General features: G+C 50.2%; 12 protein-coding genes, 2 tRNA genes and 1 pseudogene. 6 read left to right on the top strand and 9 right to left on the bottom strand.

The features are described 5' to 3' along the window. Positions 1-44 precede the first annotated feature (44 nt). Positions 45-129 (bottom strand) — tRNA-Leu (locus tag D9736_RS20020). Between the two features lie 9 nt (positions 130-138). Next, positions 139-215, bottom strand: a tRNA-Met gene (locus D9736_RS20015). A 331-nt stretch (positions 216-546) separates the two neighbouring features. Between D9736_RS20015 and D9736_RS20010 the strand changes: the two genes are divergently transcribed. After that, complete coding sequence (locus tag D9736_RS20010; protein ID WP_130209814.1) at positions 547-984, top strand: hypothetical protein; 438 nt, start codon at positions 547-549, stop codon at positions 982-984. A gap of 41 nt (positions 985-1,025) precedes the next feature. Here the strand turns inward: D9736_RS20010 and asnB are convergent, their stop codons facing one another. Next, positions 1,026-2,690, bottom strand: a complete 1,665-nt coding sequence (gene asnB / locus D9736_RS20005; protein ID WP_000337066.1) for an asparagine synthase B — start codon at positions 2,688-2,690, stop codon at positions 1,026-1,028. A 247-nt stretch (positions 2,691-2,937) separates the two neighbouring features. Between asnB and D9736_RS23790 the strand changes: the two are divergent. Next, a pseudogene (locus D9736_RS23790) lies at positions 2,938-3,036 on the top strand (hypothetical protein); the annotation flags it as partial. Positions 3,037-3,086: 50 nt separating this feature from the next. On the opposite strand, the gene nagD reads toward D9736_RS23790, so the two are convergent. The 4 genes from nagD to nagB form a co-directional block, all read right to left on the bottom strand. Further along, positions 3,087-3,839, bottom strand: coding sequence for a ribonucleotide monophosphatase NagD (nagD, locus tag D9736_RS19995; RefSeq protein ID WP_130259013.1), 753 nt, complete (start codon positions 3,837-3,839; stop codon positions 3,087-3,089). A gap of 47 nt (positions 3,840-3,886) precedes the next feature. Further along, positions 3,887-5,107 (bottom strand): DNA-binding transcriptional regulator NagC, encoded by a 1,221-nt coding sequence (gene nagC, locus D9736_RS19990; RefSeq protein WP_130215043.1) that lies wholly within the window; start codon positions 5,105-5,107, stop codon positions 3,887-3,889. 8 nt (positions 5,108-5,115) lie between these two features. Next, positions 5,116-6,264, bottom strand: coding sequence for an N-acetylglucosamine-6-phosphate deacetylase (nagA, locus tag D9736_RS19985; protein ID WP_130259012.1), 1,149 nt, complete (start codon positions 6,262-6,264; stop codon positions 5,116-5,118). A 61-nt stretch (positions 6,265-6,325) separates the two neighbouring features. Continuing rightward, a complete protein-coding gene (gene nagB / locus D9736_RS19980) occupies positions 6,326-7,126 on the bottom strand; it encodes a glucosamine-6-phosphate deaminase (protein WP_001237072.1) in 801 nt (266 codons plus the stop codon). Positions 7,127-7,459: 333 nt separating this feature from the next. Between nagB and nagE the strand changes: the two genes are divergently transcribed. The 4 genes from nagE to chiQ all read left to right on the top strand — a co-directional run bounded on the left by nagE (position 7,460) and on the right by chiQ (position 13,701). Then, positions 7,460-9,406, top strand: coding sequence for a PTS N-acetyl glucosamine transporter subunit IIABC (gene nagE / locus D9736_RS19975; RefSeq protein WP_130259011.1), 1,947 nt, complete (start codon positions 7,460-7,462; stop codon positions 9,404-9,406). Positions 9,407-9,674: 268 nt separating this feature from the next. Continuing rightward, complete coding sequence (glnS, locus tag D9736_RS19970) at positions 9,675-11,339, top strand: glutamine--tRNA ligase (RefSeq protein WP_130259010.1); 1,665 nt, start codon at positions 9,675-9,677, stop codon at positions 11,337-11,339. Positions 11,340-11,918: 579 nt separating this feature from the next. Beyond that, positions 11,919-13,325, top strand: coding sequence for a chitoporin (gene chiP, locus D9736_RS19960; RefSeq protein WP_130215036.1), 1,407 nt, complete (start codon positions 11,919-11,921; stop codon positions 13,323-13,325). A 49-nt stretch (positions 13,326-13,374) separates the two neighbouring features. Then, positions 13,375-13,701, top strand: a complete 327-nt coding sequence (gene chiQ / locus D9736_RS19955) for a ChiQ/YbfN family lipoprotein (protein ID WP_130259008.1) — start codon at positions 13,375-13,377, stop codon at positions 13,699-13,701. A gap of 258 nt (positions 13,702-13,959) precedes the next feature. Here chiQ and fur read toward each other — a convergent pair whose 3' ends face one another. Next, the gene (gene fur / locus D9736_RS19950; RefSeq protein ID WP_000131706.1) at positions 13,960-14,406 is read right to left on the bottom strand and encodes a ferric iron uptake transcriptional regulator; all 447 of its coding nucleotides are present in this window, start codon (positions 14,404-14,406) and stop codon (positions 13,960-13,962) included. After that, entirely contained in the window at positions 14,399-14,485 is an 87-nt protein-coding gene (uof, locus tag D9736_RS19945) for a fur leader peptide (protein ID WP_010380762.1), read from the bottom strand. The genes fur and uof overlap by 8 nt, the downstream gene beginning before the upstream one ends. Between the last annotated feature and the right edge of the window lie 94 nt (positions 14,486-14,579).

Here is a 14,579-nt window from a genome sequence, read left to right as displayed (position 1 = left end):
TTACCGCTTGGCGATACCCCATCCGTACAACGCTTTCTGGTGAATGGTGCGGGAGGCGAGACTTGAACTCGCACACCTTGCGGCGCCAGAACCTAAATCTGGTGCGTCTACCAATTTCGCCACTCCCGCAAAAAAAGATGGTGGCTACGACGGGATTCGAACCTGTGACCCCATCATTATGAGTGATGTGCTCTAACCAACTGAGCTACGTAGCCATCTTTTTTTCGCGATACCTTATCGGCGTTGCGGGGCGCATTATGCGTATAGAGCCTTGCAGCGTCAACATCTTTTTCAAGGAAAATTGCTCGAAAGTGACTGTTTGGTTAGGTTGCGAACAGCGTGGCGCTATATTCGTCAATTATTGTTTACTTTGTGTTTTTTCCCCACCCTACAGCCATTCTTTTGTCATACAGGATGAAATTCGGAATTCAACAATAGTGGTGGGAAATTAATCTATGAAATACTGGCCCGTTGCAACAGGACAGGGCAGGGAGCGCTACGCCTGCATCTCTGCTATCACTTCAGGCGATTTATTGAGGGAATACTATGCTGCGTTTTATGACGATGTTGATGGGTGTCTTATTACTTATGCAATCCGCGTTTGCCGATACGGTCAAACCGGAAATCGGTAAATATGTTTTTGGCTATCGTGGACAGGAAGGCGCTGTGGTGTGGATGATGCGAATCGGGCCGAAAGCGTCTAATGAGGCACTCGTTCAGGTATCGCATGTTGATAATGACATCGATGGTCAGATTTTTCGCTGCAAAGTAAAAGTATTACAGGAAGGTGAGAAATCTTATACCGCTGTAATCAAGGGTGAATCTTTTGAGTTATTACGCCTGAAAGAGGGAAATGGAAGCCTGCATATCCCGGAGGAATCGGCAACCTGGTCAGTCGCTTACAGTAATGAGTTATCTGACAGCGATGTAGCAAATCCGGAACATTTCCTCACTGCGTATCAGAATCAACAAGCTCCCCAGTAACTGAAATTGCCCCGGATTTCTCCGGGGCAATATTACACGTCTTATTTATACGCTGACTGGTGAACGCCAACCGCACGACCAGACGGATCGTCCATTTTCTTGAACGCCTCATCCCACTCGATCGCTTTAGCGGAAGAACACGCGACGGAAGGACCGCCCGGCACGCACTCAGCGGCGCTCGGAAGCGGGAACAGTTCTTCAAAAATCTCCCGGTACAGGTACGCTTCTTTTGAGGTCGGCGTGTTGTATGGGAAGCGGAAGCGGGCTGTTTCCAGTTGCTGATCAGAAACCTGCTGTGCCGCCACTTCTTTCAGTGTGTCAATCCAACTGTAACCGACGCCATCGGAGAACTGCTCTTTCTGCCGCCAGGCAACACTTGCAGGCAGGTACGACTCAAAACATTCACGCAGGATGTGTTTTTCCATCTTACCGTTACCGCACATTTTATCCTGCGGGTTAATACGCATTGCTACGTCGAGGAATTTCTTGTCGAGGAACGGAACGCGTGCTTCCACGCCCCAGGCTGACATCGCTTTGTTGGCACGCGCGCAGTCATACATATGCAGAGCCAGCAGTTTACGCACCGTCTCTTCATGCAGTTCTTTAGCGTTCGGCGCTTTGTGGAAGTAAAGATAACCGCCAAACACTTCGTCAGAACCTTCACCGGACAACACCATTTTAATGCCCATCGCCTTGATCTTACGCGACATTAAATACATCGGTGTTGAAGCGCGAATAGTGGTCACATCGTACGTTTCGATGTGGTAAATCACATCGCGGATGGCATCCAGACCTTCCTGTACAGTGAAGTGAATTTCGTGATGCACAGTGCCCAGATGGTTTGCCACTTCCTGGGCTGCTTTCAGATCCGGTGAACCTGGCAGACCCACGGCAAAAGAGTGCAACTGCGGCCACCAGGCTTCCGAGCGTTCCTGATCTTCCACGCGACGAGCGGCATATTTCTTGGTGATAGCGGAAATGATTGAGGAATCCAGACCACCCGAGAGCAGCACTCCGTAAGGCACGTCAGACATCAGATGGCTTTTTACGGAATCTTCCAGCGCCTGACGCAGTTCATTTTTATCGGTCACGTTATCTTTCACTGCATCAAAGTCGAACCAGTCTCGATGATAATAAGAACGGATTTCGCCGTCCTGACTCCATAAATAGCTCCCCGCCGGGAACTCTTTAATCGTGCGGCAAACTGGCACCAGCGCTTTCATTTCTGAGGCCACATACAGCTGACCGTGTTCGTCATAGCCCATATACAGTGGGATGATCCCCAGATGGTCGCGACCAATCAGATATGCATCTTTTTCGCTGTCGTACAGGGCAAAGGCAAACATGCCCTGCAAGTCGTCGAGAAATTCCGGCCCTTTTTCCTGATACAGCGCGAGGATCACTTCACAGTCAGACCCGGTCTGGAATTGGTAACGATCGCCATATTCGGCGCGCAATGCCTGGTGGTTGTAGATTTCACCGTTTACCGCCAGTACGTGGGTTTTTTGTTGGTTGTAGAGAGGTTGCGCCCCCGCGTTAACGTCAACAATTGACAGACGTTCGTGGGCGAGAATGGCGTTATCGCTGGCATAAATACCGGACCAGTCCGGGCCACGATGACGCATCAGGCGTGACAGCTCGAGTGCTTTCTTACGCAGCTCAACTGCGTCTGTTTTGATATCGAATACGCCAAAAATTGAACACATAACCTTCTCCGTTAACCTGGTATTTGTTGCTTGTTGTGTTTGCTTGTTTAAAAAAATGCCGCAAAGCAGCACTGTGCGCAAGCGATTTGACGGTGAAAAAATAAAAAACGTAATGGTGATTGTCGATTAGTGAAAAAAGGTCTGGTGTAGTGATGTGTTTATTGATGGATCGATAATTTTTGGCAGGTTTTATTGAATGGTTATATTTTACGGGGGCCAAATTGCTGACAAAGTGCGATTTGTTCATGCCGGATGCGGCGTGAACGCCTTATCCGGCCTACAAAATCATGAAAATTCAATATATTGCAGGAGCTGCGTAGGCCTGATAAGCGTAGCGCATCAGGCAGTTTGGCGTTTGTCATCAATATCAACCACGCCCTGAGACGTGGTTGCTATTCAGATAACGTCGATTTCAGCGACTGACGGGTAAATCCAGCTTGGGCGGAACGGCATGCTGTCGATATCGTCGAGCGACGAAACGCCGGAGAGCACAAGAATCGTCTCCAGACCGGCCTGGAAGCCCGCCAGAATATCGGTACGCAAGTTATCGCCGACAATCACCGTTTCTTCCGAGTGGGCCTGCATTTTGTTTAATGCCGCACGGATGATCCACGGACTCGGCTTACCAACATAGAACGGTTTGCGCCCGGATATTTTCTCAATCCCTGCACACAACGCGCCACAGGCGGGATAAAAACCGCGCCCGTGGGTGTCCGGGTTGGTGGCGATAAAGCGTGCACCATTAGCGGCGAAATAGGCCGCTTTATGCATCATGTCCCAGTTGTAGGAGCGCGTTTCGCCAACAATCACAAAATCAGGGTTCACATCGGTAATCGTAAAACCGGCTTTGTACAGTTCATGAATCAGTGCGCCTTCGCCCACCACATACGCTTTCTTGCCTTCCTGGCGACGCAGGAAATCGGCGGTCGCCATCGCAGAGGTATAAAACACGCTATCCGGCACATCGACACCGGCAGTGGCAAAGCGGTTCGCCAGATCCTGCCCGGTCTGCGAAGGATAGTTGGTCAGCAACACCAGCGGCAGGCCTTTATCCATAATCCCGTGCAAAAATTCCGCTGCACCCGGTACGGCGACGTTATCGTGCATCAGCACGCCGTCGATATCGCAAATTACATTTTTAATGGTCATGGACTACCCAGAATATTGACAACAATAAGCGCCACTATAAAAGCACATTAATTTTCCAGCAAATGCTGGAGCAAAATACCGTTGAGCATGGCGCGTTTTACCAGCGCAAAAGCGCCGATTGCCGAGCGGTGGTCCAGCTCAGAACGTACCACCGGCAGATTAGTGCGAAACGCCTTCAGCGCCTGAGTATTAATGCAGCTTTCAATAGCAGGGAGCAGCACTTTATCGGCTTCGGTGATTTCACCAGCGATAACAATTTTTTGCGGATTAAATAAGTTGATAGCAATGGCGATGGTTTTGCCCAGATGACGACCGACATACTCAATCACTTCCGACGCCAGGCTATCGCCTTTGTTCGCAGCTTTGCAGATAGTTTTTATGGTGCAGTCGTCCAGCGGCACGCGGCTCTGGTAGCCCTGCTTTAATAAATTCAACACCCGTTGTTCAATGGCAGCGTTGGCAGCGATAGTTTCCAGGCAGCCGAAGTTGCCACAATGGCAGCGTTCTCCCAGCGGTTCAACCTGAATATGGCCAATTTCACCGACGTTGCCGTTGCGGCCGATAAAAATGCGCCCGTTAGAGATGATTCCTGCCCCCGTTCCGCGATGCACGCGCACCAGAATGGAGTCTTCGCAATCCTGACTTGCACCGAAGTAGTGCTCTGCCAGCGCCAGACTGCGGATATCGTGGCCGACAAAACAGGTCACTTTAAAACGCTCTTCCAGTGCTTCAACCAGCCCCCAGTTTTCCACCTGAATATGCGGCATGTAGTGAATTTTGCCGCTGTCCGGGTCGACCAGCCCTGGCAGGATCACTGAAATGGCGATCAGCTCCCGCAGCTTGCGCTGGTGGTTATCAATAAACTGAGTAATGGCATTCAGCAGGGCATGTTCCAGCGTCTGCTGGGTACGTTCAGGTAGCGGGTAATGTTCTTCTGCCAGAACTTTGCTGCTGAGATCAAACAGGGTGATGGTGGCGTCGTGACGACCGAGACGTACGCCGATTGCGTGGAAATTGCGGGTTTCGGTGACGATAGAGATAGCGCGGCGGCCCCCGGTGGAGGCCTGCTGATCAACTTCTTTGATCAGCCCGCGTTCGATAAGCTGACGCGTAATTTTGGTTACGCTGGCGGGGGCAAGCTGGCTTTGCTCAGCAATCTGAATTCGCGAGATTGGCCCATGCTGGTCAATCAGGCGATAAACCGCCGCGCTGTTAAGCTGTTTTACGAGATCAACATTACCTATCTGAGCTTGTCCGCCTGGTGTCATACTTTCTCTTATTGGGTTACGACCTCGTTACCGTTAACGATGGTCCTGGTGATTTTAAAATCAGGTGTGAATGCGGTCAGGTTGGCCACTTTACCTGCGGCGAGAGTGCCGAGACGTTTTTCAACGCCAATCGCACGAGCCGGATAGAGCGTCGCCATACGCAGCACTTCATCCAGTGCGATACCGCAATGTTCAACCAGATTACGCACGCCTTCAATCATGGTTAAGGATGAACCACTTAACGTACCATTCTCATCCACACAAAGTCCGTTGCGGTAGTATATTGTTTTACCCGCAAAAATGAACTGTTCAATATTGGCACCTGCTGGCGCAGTCGCGTCAGTGACCAGACACAGTTTGTCGCCTTTCAGACGTTTGGCATTGCGAATGTTGGCGTAATCAACGTGCAGACCATCGGCAATAATACCGCAATAAATGTCCGCTTCGTCGAGGATCGCGCCCGCCAGGCCCGGTTCACGACCGGTAATATACGGCATCGCGTTATACAGATGGGTGGCAAAGGTAATCCCCGCGCGGAAACCGGCTTTTGCTTCTTTTAACGTTGCATTGGAGTGACCGGCAGACACCACAATCCCGGCATTTGCCAGTTTGCTGATCACTTCTGCTGGAACCATTTCCGGTGCCAGCGTCACTTTGGTAATGACATCGGCATTTTCACACAGGAAATCGACCAGCGCGGCATCCGGTTTACGTACGAAATTCGGATTATGGGTACCTTTTTTCACCAGATTCAGCCACGGGCCTTCCAGGTGTAAACCTAATGCCTGATTCGGATGTTTTGCCAGGTACTCACGCATCACGCGAACACCCTGTTTCATCAGGTCATCGCTGGTGGTGATAAGCGTCGGCAAATAGTTTGTGCAGCCTGATTTCTCATTGGCTTTCTGCATGATTTCCAGCGTTTCCACGCTGACCGCTTCAGCGGTATCGTTAAACTGTACGCCGCCGCAGCCGTTTAACTGCACATCGATAAAACCGGGGGAGAGAATGGCCCCGTTCAGTGAACGTTGTTCAATCTCTGGCGGCAGTTCCGCTACTGGGCAGACGCTTTTAATCAGGCCATCAGCGATAACAACTGCATGGTCATCAAGAAATTCATGACCGGTAAAGATCCGGCCCTGGGTTAATGCATACATTCCGACCCCCGATTTCAAAAATAATAATGCCCTGAGCAAGGCGTCAGGGCAGGGATAACAATTACAGACCTTTGATATTCTCTGCTTCTAATTCGTTGAAATATCTTAAAGTCTTAACCTTTAGCTCCATGGTGGAAGGCTCATCGCACACCATGATCGCTTTCGGATGTAGTTGCAGACAGCTGATGGTCCACATGTGATTAACGCAACCTTCAACTGCAGCCTGCAGTGCCAGTGCTTTCTGGCTGCCCAGCACCAGAATCATCACTTCTTCGGCATCCAGCAGTGTACCCACACCTACGGTCAGCGCATATTTTGGCACCTGATTAACATCGTTATCAAAGAAACGAGAGTTTGCGACGCGAGTGTCATGTGTCAGGGTTTTGATACGGGTGCGAGAGGCAAGAGAAGAGGCTGGTTCGTTAAATGCAATGTGACCGTCGTTACCTACACCACCCATAAACAGATGGATTTTACCGTAAGAGCGAATTTTTTCTTCATACTGGCGGCATTCGGCGTCGATATCCGGGGCATTGCCGTTGAGAAGGTTGATATTTTCTGCTGGAATATCAACGTGATCGAAGAAGTTACGGTGCATAAAACTGTAGTAGCTTTCCGGATGCTCTTTCGGCAGACCGACATATTCGTCCATGTTGAAGGTGACAACGTGCTTAAAGCTGACCTGGCCTGCTTTATGCATTTCGACTAACGCTTTATAGGTGGTCATCGGCGTGCCGCCAGTCGGCAGGCCAAGCACAAACGGACGATCGGCTGTCGGTTTGAACGCATTAATACGATTAACGATATGGCGAGCAGCCCATTTGCCGACCTGTTCAGCGGTAGTCAGGGGGATCAGTCTCATTATTCACCTCAAGTAAGTAAAAAGTAAGCCGTTGGCGGATTAGGCATCTTTAAGCGTAACCTGGATTTGCGCAGACAGGCGTCAATCCGACCTGATTTTTTGAATGATAAAATAAGTTTTCTGGTTTAGCCAGTAAAAGGGAGTAATGATAACGATATTTGGTGACAAAACTCACAAAAGACGCGCGTTTAATTTGCGGTACGAATTAAATTTTCACACACTCTGTAGCAGATGATCTAACAATATGATTACAGAACATCGGCAGTACAATTTGCTGCAAAATAAAAATACGGCTTTAAACGAGCCAAATAGGGTTCTCGTAGGGGGAATAAGATGAATATTTTAGGTTTTTTCCAGCGACTCGGTAGGGCGTTACAGCTCCCTATCGCGGTGCTGCCGGTGGCGGCACTGTTGCTGCGATTCGGCCAGCCAGATTTACTTAATGTTGCGTTTATTGCCCAGGCAGGCGGCGCGATTTTTGATAACCTGGCGTTGATCTTTGCGATCGGCGTGGCCTCCAGCTGGTCCAAAGACAGTGCAGGTGCAGCTGCGTTGGCGGGTGCGGTTGGTTACTTTGTGTTAACTAAAGCGATGGTGACCATCAACCCAGAAATTAACATGGGGGTTCTGGCAGGTATCATTACCGGTCTGGTTGGTGGTGCAGCCTATAACCGTTGGTCTGATATTAAACTGCCGGACTTCCTGAGCTTCTTCGGCGGCAAACGTTTTGTGCCGATCGCCACCGGCTTCTTCTGCCTGGTGCTGGCAGCCATTTTTGGTTACGTCTGGCCGCCGGTACAGCACGCTATCCATGCAGGCGGCGAGTGGATCGTTTCTGCGGGCGCGCTGGGTTCCGGTATCTTTGGTTTCATCAACCGTCTGCTGATCCCAACCGGTCTGCATCAGGTACTGAATACCATCGCCTGGTTCCAGATTGGTGAATTCACCAACTCTGCGGGTACGGTTTTCCACGGTGACATCAACCGCTTCTATGCGGGCGACGGCACTGCGGGGATGTTCATGTCTGGCTTCTTCCCGATCATGATGTTCGGTCTGCCAGGTGCGGCGCTGGCGATGTACTTTGCAGCACCGAAAGAGCGTCGCCCGATGGTTGGTGGGATGCTGCTTTCTGTTGCTATCACCGCGTTCCTGACCGGTGTGACTGAGCCGCTGGAATTCCTGTTTATGTTCCTTGCTCCGCTGCTGTACCTCCTGCACGCACTGCTGACGGGTATCAGTCTGTTTGTGGCAACGTTACTGGGGATCCACGCGGGCTTCTCCTTCTCTGCGGGCGCTATCGACTACGCGTTGATGTACAACCTGCCAGCAGCCAGCCAGAACGTCTGGATGCTGCTGGTGATGGGCGTTGTTTTCTTCGCTATCTACTTTGTGGTGTTCAGTGCGGTTATCCGTATGTTCAACCTAAAAACGCCAGGTCGTGAAGATAAAGATGACGAGATCGTTACTGAAGAAGCGAACAGCAATACCGAAGAAGGCTTAACTCAACTGGCAACCAACTACATTGCGGCAGTTGGTGGTAGTGACAATCTAAAAGCGATTGACGCCTGTATTACTCGTCTGCGCTTGACTGTGGCTGACTCAGCACGTGTCAACGATGCGATGTGTAAACGTCTGGGGGCCTCTGGTGTGGTGAAACTGAACAAACAGACCATCCAGGTGATTGTCGGCGCGAAAGCAGAATCCATCGGCGATGCGATGAAGAAAGTCGTTGCTCGTGGCCCGGTAGCGGCTGCTTCTGCTGAAGCTGCTCCGGCAACTGCCGCTCCGGTAGCGAAACCGCAGGCTGTACCAAACGCAGTGTCTATCGCTGAGCTGGTATCGCCAATTACCGGTGATGTTGTCGCACTGGATCAGGTGCCAGACGAAGCGTTCGCCAGCAAAGCCGTGGGCGACGGTGTGGCGGTGAAACCGACGGATAAAATCGTTGTATCACCAGCGGCGGGAACCATCGTGAAAATCTTCAACACCAACCACGCGTTCTGCCTTGAAACTGAAAAAGGCGCAGAGATCGTCGTCCACATGGGTATCGACACCGTAGCGCTGGAAGGTAAAGGCTTTAAACGTCTGGTGGAAGAGGGCGCGCAGGTAAGCGCAGGGCAACCGATTCTGGAAATGGATCTGGATTACCTGAACGCTAACGCCCGCTCGATGATTAGCCCGGTGGTTTGCAGCAATATCGACGATTTCAGCGGCTTGATCATTAAAGCTCAGGGCCATGTTGTGGCGGGTCAAACACCGCTGTATGAAATCAAAAAGTAATCTGCTTTATGCCTGATGCGACGCTTGACGCGTCTTATCAGGCCTACAAAAGCGCTGTGTAGGTTGGATAAGACGCATAAGCCTCGCATCCAACAATGACGCAGGACTGGCAAAAGCGGTGGAGATCTTCTCTGCCGCTTTTTTTTTCATCAACTATCCCCATAATCTTTGTTAGATTTTTCGATTTTCTCTAACTAACAGTTGTCAGCCTGTCCCGCTTATAAGATCATACGCCGTTATACGTTGTTTACGCTTTGAGGAATCCACGATGAGTGAGGCAGAAGCCCGCCCGACTAACTTTATTCGTCAGATCATCGATGAAGATCTGGCCAGTGGTAAGCACACCACAGTACACACCCGTTTCCCGCCGGAGCCTAATGGCTATCTGCATATTGGCCATGCGAAATCTATCTGCCTGAACTTCGGGATCGCCCAGGACTATAAAGGCCAGTGCAACCTGCGTTTCGACGACACTAACCCGGTAAAAGAAGATATCGAGTATGTCGATTCGATCAAAAACGACGTTGAGTGGTTAGGTTTTCACTGGTCTGGTAACGTCCGTTACTCCTCCGATTATTTTGATCAGCTCCACGCCTATGCTGTTGAACTGATCAATAAAGGCCTGGCGTATGTCGATGAGCTGACGCCGGAACAGATCCGCGAATATCGTGGCACTCTGACGCAGCCGGGTAAAAACAGCCCGTACCGCGACCGCAGCGTTGAAGAGAACCTGGCGCTGTTCGAAAAAATGCGTACCGGTGGTTTTGACGAAGGTAAAGCCTGCCTGCGCGCGAAAATCGACATGGCTTCGCCGTTTATCGTGATGCGCGATCCGGTGCTGTACCGCATTAAGTTTGCTGAACACCACCAGACTGGCAACAAGTGGTGCATCTACCCGATGTACGACTTCACCCACTGCATCAGCGATGCGCTGGAAGGCATTACGCACTCTCTGTGTACGCTGGAGTTCCAGGATAACCGTCGTCTGTACGACTGGGTACTGGACAACATCACCATTCCTGTTCATCCGCGCCAGTACGAATTCTCGCGCCTGAATCTGGAATACACCGTGATGTCCAAGCGTAAGCTGAACCAACTGGTCACCGACAAGCACGTAGAAGGTTGGGATGATCCACGTATGCCGACCATTTCCGGTCTGCGTCGTCGTGGTTACACTGCGGCTTCTATTCGTGAGTTCTGCAAACGCATTGGCGTGACCAAGCAGGACAACACCATTGAGATGGCGTCGCTGGAATCCTGCATTCGTGAAGACCTCAACGAGAACGCGCCGCGTGCAATGGCAGTTATCGATCCGGTGAAACTGGTTATCGAAAACTATCAGGGCGAAGGCGAAATGGTCACCATGCCGAACCATCCGAATAAACCGGAAATGGGCAGCCGTCAGGTGCCGTTTAGCGGTGAGATTTGGATCGATCGCGCCGATTTCCGCGAAGAAGCTAACAAGCAGTACAAACGTCTGGTGCTGGGTAAAGAAGTGCGTCTGCGTAATGCTTACGTGATTAAAGCGGAACGCGTGGAGAAAGATGCCGAAGGCAATATCACCACCATCTTCTGTACTTATGACGCCGACACCTTAAGCAAAGATCCGGCTGATGGTCGTAAAGTCAAAGGCGTTATTCACTGGGTAAGCGCGGCACATGCGCTGCCGGTTGAAATCCGCCTGTACGATCGTCTGTTCAGTGTGCCGAATCCAGGCGCTGCGGATGATTTCCTGTCGGTGATTAACCAGGATTCTCTGGTCATCAAACAGGGCTTTGCTGAACCGTCTCTGAAAGATGCGGTGGCAGGTAAAGCATTCCAGTTTGAGCGTGAAGGCTACTTCTGCCTCGACAGCCGCCATTCCACAGCGGAAAAACCGGTATTTAACCGCACCGTTGGGCTGCGTGATACCTGGGCGAAAGTAGGCGAGTAATTTTAAGTTTCACCTTGCCGGATAAGGCGTTTACGCCGCATCCGGCAAGGAACAGATAAACAGTTTCAAACGCTAAATTGCCTGATGCGCTACGCTAATCAGGCCTACATGATCTCTGCAATATATTGAATTTGCGTGCTTTTGTAGGCCGGATAAGGCGTTCACGCCGCATCCGGCAAGAAACATGCAAATAATCCAAAACGCCGCGTTCAGCGGCGTTTTTTCTGCTTTTCTTCGCGAATTAATTCCGCTTTGTAATTTATTCATAAAACAAATTTAAAATTACAAATCATAATTAAATAAAATGTAACCGCTTTCATCTAGCTGGAAATTCACGCTTTTATTCTTCTACAAGCCTTTCTACTGCAAACTTAAACCTTGTAACAAAAATCATCAAAATATGTGCGGTTGCTCATGTTCTTACATTCTCGTTACAGAAAGAGATTGATAATTCGCGTCGCGAAAAATAGTCTATTCCTGTAGTCAGCGAGACTTTTCTCAACGCTACTTTTTTAATTTTTATTTTTTTTCGCTGTTCACCTGTGGTGCAGCAATTTATACGTCAAAGAGGATTAACCCATGCGTACGTTTAGTGGCAAACGTAGTACGCTGGCGCTGGCTATCGCCGGTGTTACAGCAATGTCGGGCCTGGTGGCAATGCCGGAGGCTCGTGCCGAAGGATTCATCGACGATTCAACCTTAACCGGCGGTATCTATTACTGGCAGCGTGAACGTGACCGTAAAGATGTTACCGACGGCGACAAATACAAAACCAACCTTTCTCACTCCACCTGGAACGCCAACCTCGATTTTCAGTCCGGTTATGCTGCTGATATGTTCGGCCTTGATATTGCCGCGTTTACGGCGATTGAAATGGCGGAAAACGGCGACAGCTCTCACCCGAACGAAATCGCGTTTTCAAAAAGTAATAAAGCCTATGACGAAGACTGGTCCGGCGACAAAAGCGGTATAAGCCTGTATAAAGCAGCGGCCAAATTTAAATACGGTCCGGTGTGGGCGAGGGCAGGTTACATTCAGCCAACTGGTCAAACACTGTTAGCGCCGCACTGGAGCTTTATGCCGGGTACTTATCAGGGGGCGGAAGCCGGGGCGAATTTTGATTATGGCGATGCTGGTGCGTTGAGTTTCTCCTACATGTGGACCAACGAATACAAAGCGCCGTGGCATCTGGAAATGGATGAGTTTTATCAGAACGATAAAACCACCAAAGTTGATTATCTGCACTCCATCGGTGCGAAATACGACTTCAAAAATAACTTCGTGCTGGAAGCGGCGTTTGGTCAGGCGGAAGGGTATATCGATCAGTACTTTGCCAAAGCCAGCTATAAATTTGATATCGCCGGTAGCCCGCTAACCGCCAGCTACCAGTTCTACGGTACGCGCGATAAAGTTGACGATCGTAGCGTCAACGATCTTTATGATGGCACCGCCTGGCTGCAGGCGCTGACCTTTGGTTACCGGGCGGCTGACGTAGTGGATTTGCGTCTGGAAGGCACCTGGGTTAAAGCTGACGGTCAGCAGGGATACTTCCTGCAACGTATGACTCCAACCTACGCTTCCTCGAACGGTCGCCTGGATATCTGGTGGGATAACCGTTCTGACTTTAACGCCAACGGCGAAAAAGCGGTCTTCTTCGGCGCGATGTATGACCTGAAAAACTGGAATCTTCCAGGCTTCGCCATCGGCGCCTCCTACGTTTACGCATGGGATGCTAAACCTGCGACCTGGCAGAGCAATCCGGATGCGTACTACGACAAGAACCGGACTATTGAAGAGTCTGCATACAGCCTGGATGCGGTCTACACCATTCAGGACGGTCGTGCCAAGGGCACGATGTTCAAACTGCACTTCACCGAATACGACAACCACTCCGACATCCCAAGCTGGGGCGGCGGTTACGGTAACATCTTCCAGGATGAGCGCGACGTGAAATTCATGGTAATCGCACCATTCACCATCTTCTGATGCCCGACGCGGCAGGTTTTGTGCCTGCCGCACATTTGAGGAATTCGCTATGAAAAAACTGATTCTCATCGCCATGATGGCATCGGGGCTGGTGGCTTGTGCGCAATCAACCGCGCCACAGGAAGACAGCCGCCTGAAAGAGGCGTACAGCGCCTGTATCAATACCGCGCAAGGTTCGCCGGAAAAAATTGAAGCCTGTCAGAGCGTGTTAAACGTGCTGAAGAAAGAGAAACAACATCAGCAATTTGCCGAGCAGGAAAGTGTCCGCGTGCTGGATTATCAGCAGTGCATCCAGGCAACGCAAACCGGTAATGACCAGGCAGCGAGAGCCGATTGTGATAAGGTCTGGCAGGAAATTCGCAGTAATAACAAATAAGTGAGGGCTGTAACTCTCGCTTTTCTTATTTCCCTTGTATAAAAAAAGCCAACCCGTAGGTTGGCTTGAGACTTATGGCAAACGCCAATTTGCCTGATGCGCTGCGCTTATCAGGCCTACCTTTTTATGCAATATATTGAATTTGAGATGATTTGTAGGCCGGATAAGGCGTTCACGCCGCATCCGGCACGAACAAAGCGTATTATGCCAACAATATAAAGCCAACCCGCAGGTTGGCTTTTTCTCATTCAGGCTGACTTATTTGCCTTCGTGCGCGTGCTCATCTTCGCGGCAATCGCCTTCGGCACAGTGACCGTAAAGATAGAGACTATGGTTAGTCAGGCGAATGCCATGCTTCGCGGCAATTTCACGCTGACGCGCTTCGATAGATTCATCACTAAATTCGATAACCTTTCCGCAGTCGAGGCAGATCAGGTGATCGTGGTGATGTTGTTGAGTCAGTTCAAATACGGATTTACCGCCTTCAAAATTGTGGCGGGTGACGATACCGGCGTCGTCAAACTGGTTCAGTACGCGATATACCGTAGCCAGACCAATTTCTTCACCCATATCGATCAGACGTTTGTATAAATCTTCCGCACTGACGTGATGGTTGTCCGGCTCCTGAAGAACTTCCAGGATTTTTAAACGTGGAAGCGTTACTTTCAGGCCAGCTTTCTTTAGGGCGGTATTGTTATCAGTCATGCGGAATCTGTCCTGTTACTAAGCGGTTCACTTCATTAAAAGAAGTGACAGAATTTGCTCTTGAGATAATGCGTATCATTATAGATTTGCCATGCCTAAATGAAAACTACAAGTCCCTGGCAAATATTGTTAATAAAAACGTGGCTTAGCTTACATTTACATCGGTAAGGCCA

Source organism: Escherichia sp. E10V10 (assembly GCF_004211985.1).
GTDB lineage: Bacteria > Pseudomonadota > Gammaproteobacteria > Enterobacterales > Enterobacteriaceae > Escherichia.
This window is presented reverse-complemented; position numbering and strand designations above follow the sequence as displayed.

What these genes read in the sequence shown, in the direction of transcription:
- D9736_RS20010 (WP_130209814.1), top strand. Translation starts at nt 547, where the DNA reads ATGCTGCGTTTTATGACGATGTTGATGGGTGTCTTATTACTTATGCAA.
- asnB (WP_000337066.1), bottom strand. Translation starts at nt 2,690, where the DNA reads ATGTGTTCAATTTTTGGCGTATTCGATATCAAAACAGACGCAGTTGAG.
- nagD (WP_130259013.1), bottom strand. Translation starts at nt 3,839, where the DNA reads ATGACCATTAAAAATGTAATTTGCGATATCGACGGCGTGCTGATGCAC.
- nagC (WP_130215043.1), bottom strand. Translation starts at nt 5,107, where the DNA reads ATGACACCAGGCGGACAAGCTCAGATAGGTAATGTTGATCTCGTAAAA.
- nagA (WP_130259012.1), bottom strand. Translation starts at nt 6,264, where the DNA reads ATGTATGCATTAACCCAGGGCCGGATCTTTACCGGTCATGAATTTCTT.
- nagB (WP_001237072.1), bottom strand. Translation starts at nt 7,126, where the DNA reads ATGAGACTGATCCCCCTGACTACCGCTGAACAGGTCGGCAAATGGGCT.
- nagE (WP_130259011.1), top strand. Translation starts at nt 7,460, where the DNA reads ATGAATATTTTAGGTTTTTTCCAGCGACTCGGTAGGGCGTTACAGCTC.
- glnS (WP_130259010.1), top strand. Translation starts at nt 9,675, where the DNA reads ATGAGTGAGGCAGAAGCCCGCCCGACTAACTTTATTCGTCAGATCATC.
- chiP (WP_130215036.1), top strand. Translation starts at nt 11,919, where the DNA reads ATGCGTACGTTTAGTGGCAAACGTAGTACGCTGGCGCTGGCTATCGCC.
- chiQ (WP_130259008.1), top strand. Translation starts at nt 13,375, where the DNA reads ATGAAAAAACTGATTCTCATCGCCATGATGGCATCGGGGCTGGTGGCT.
- fur (WP_000131706.1), bottom strand. Translation starts at nt 14,406, where the DNA reads ATGACTGATAACAATACCGCCCTAAAGAAAGCTGGCCTGAAAGTAACG.
- uof (WP_010380762.1), bottom strand. Translation starts at nt 14,485, where the DNA reads ATGATACGCATTATCTCAAGAGCAAATTCTGTCACTTCTTTTAATGAA.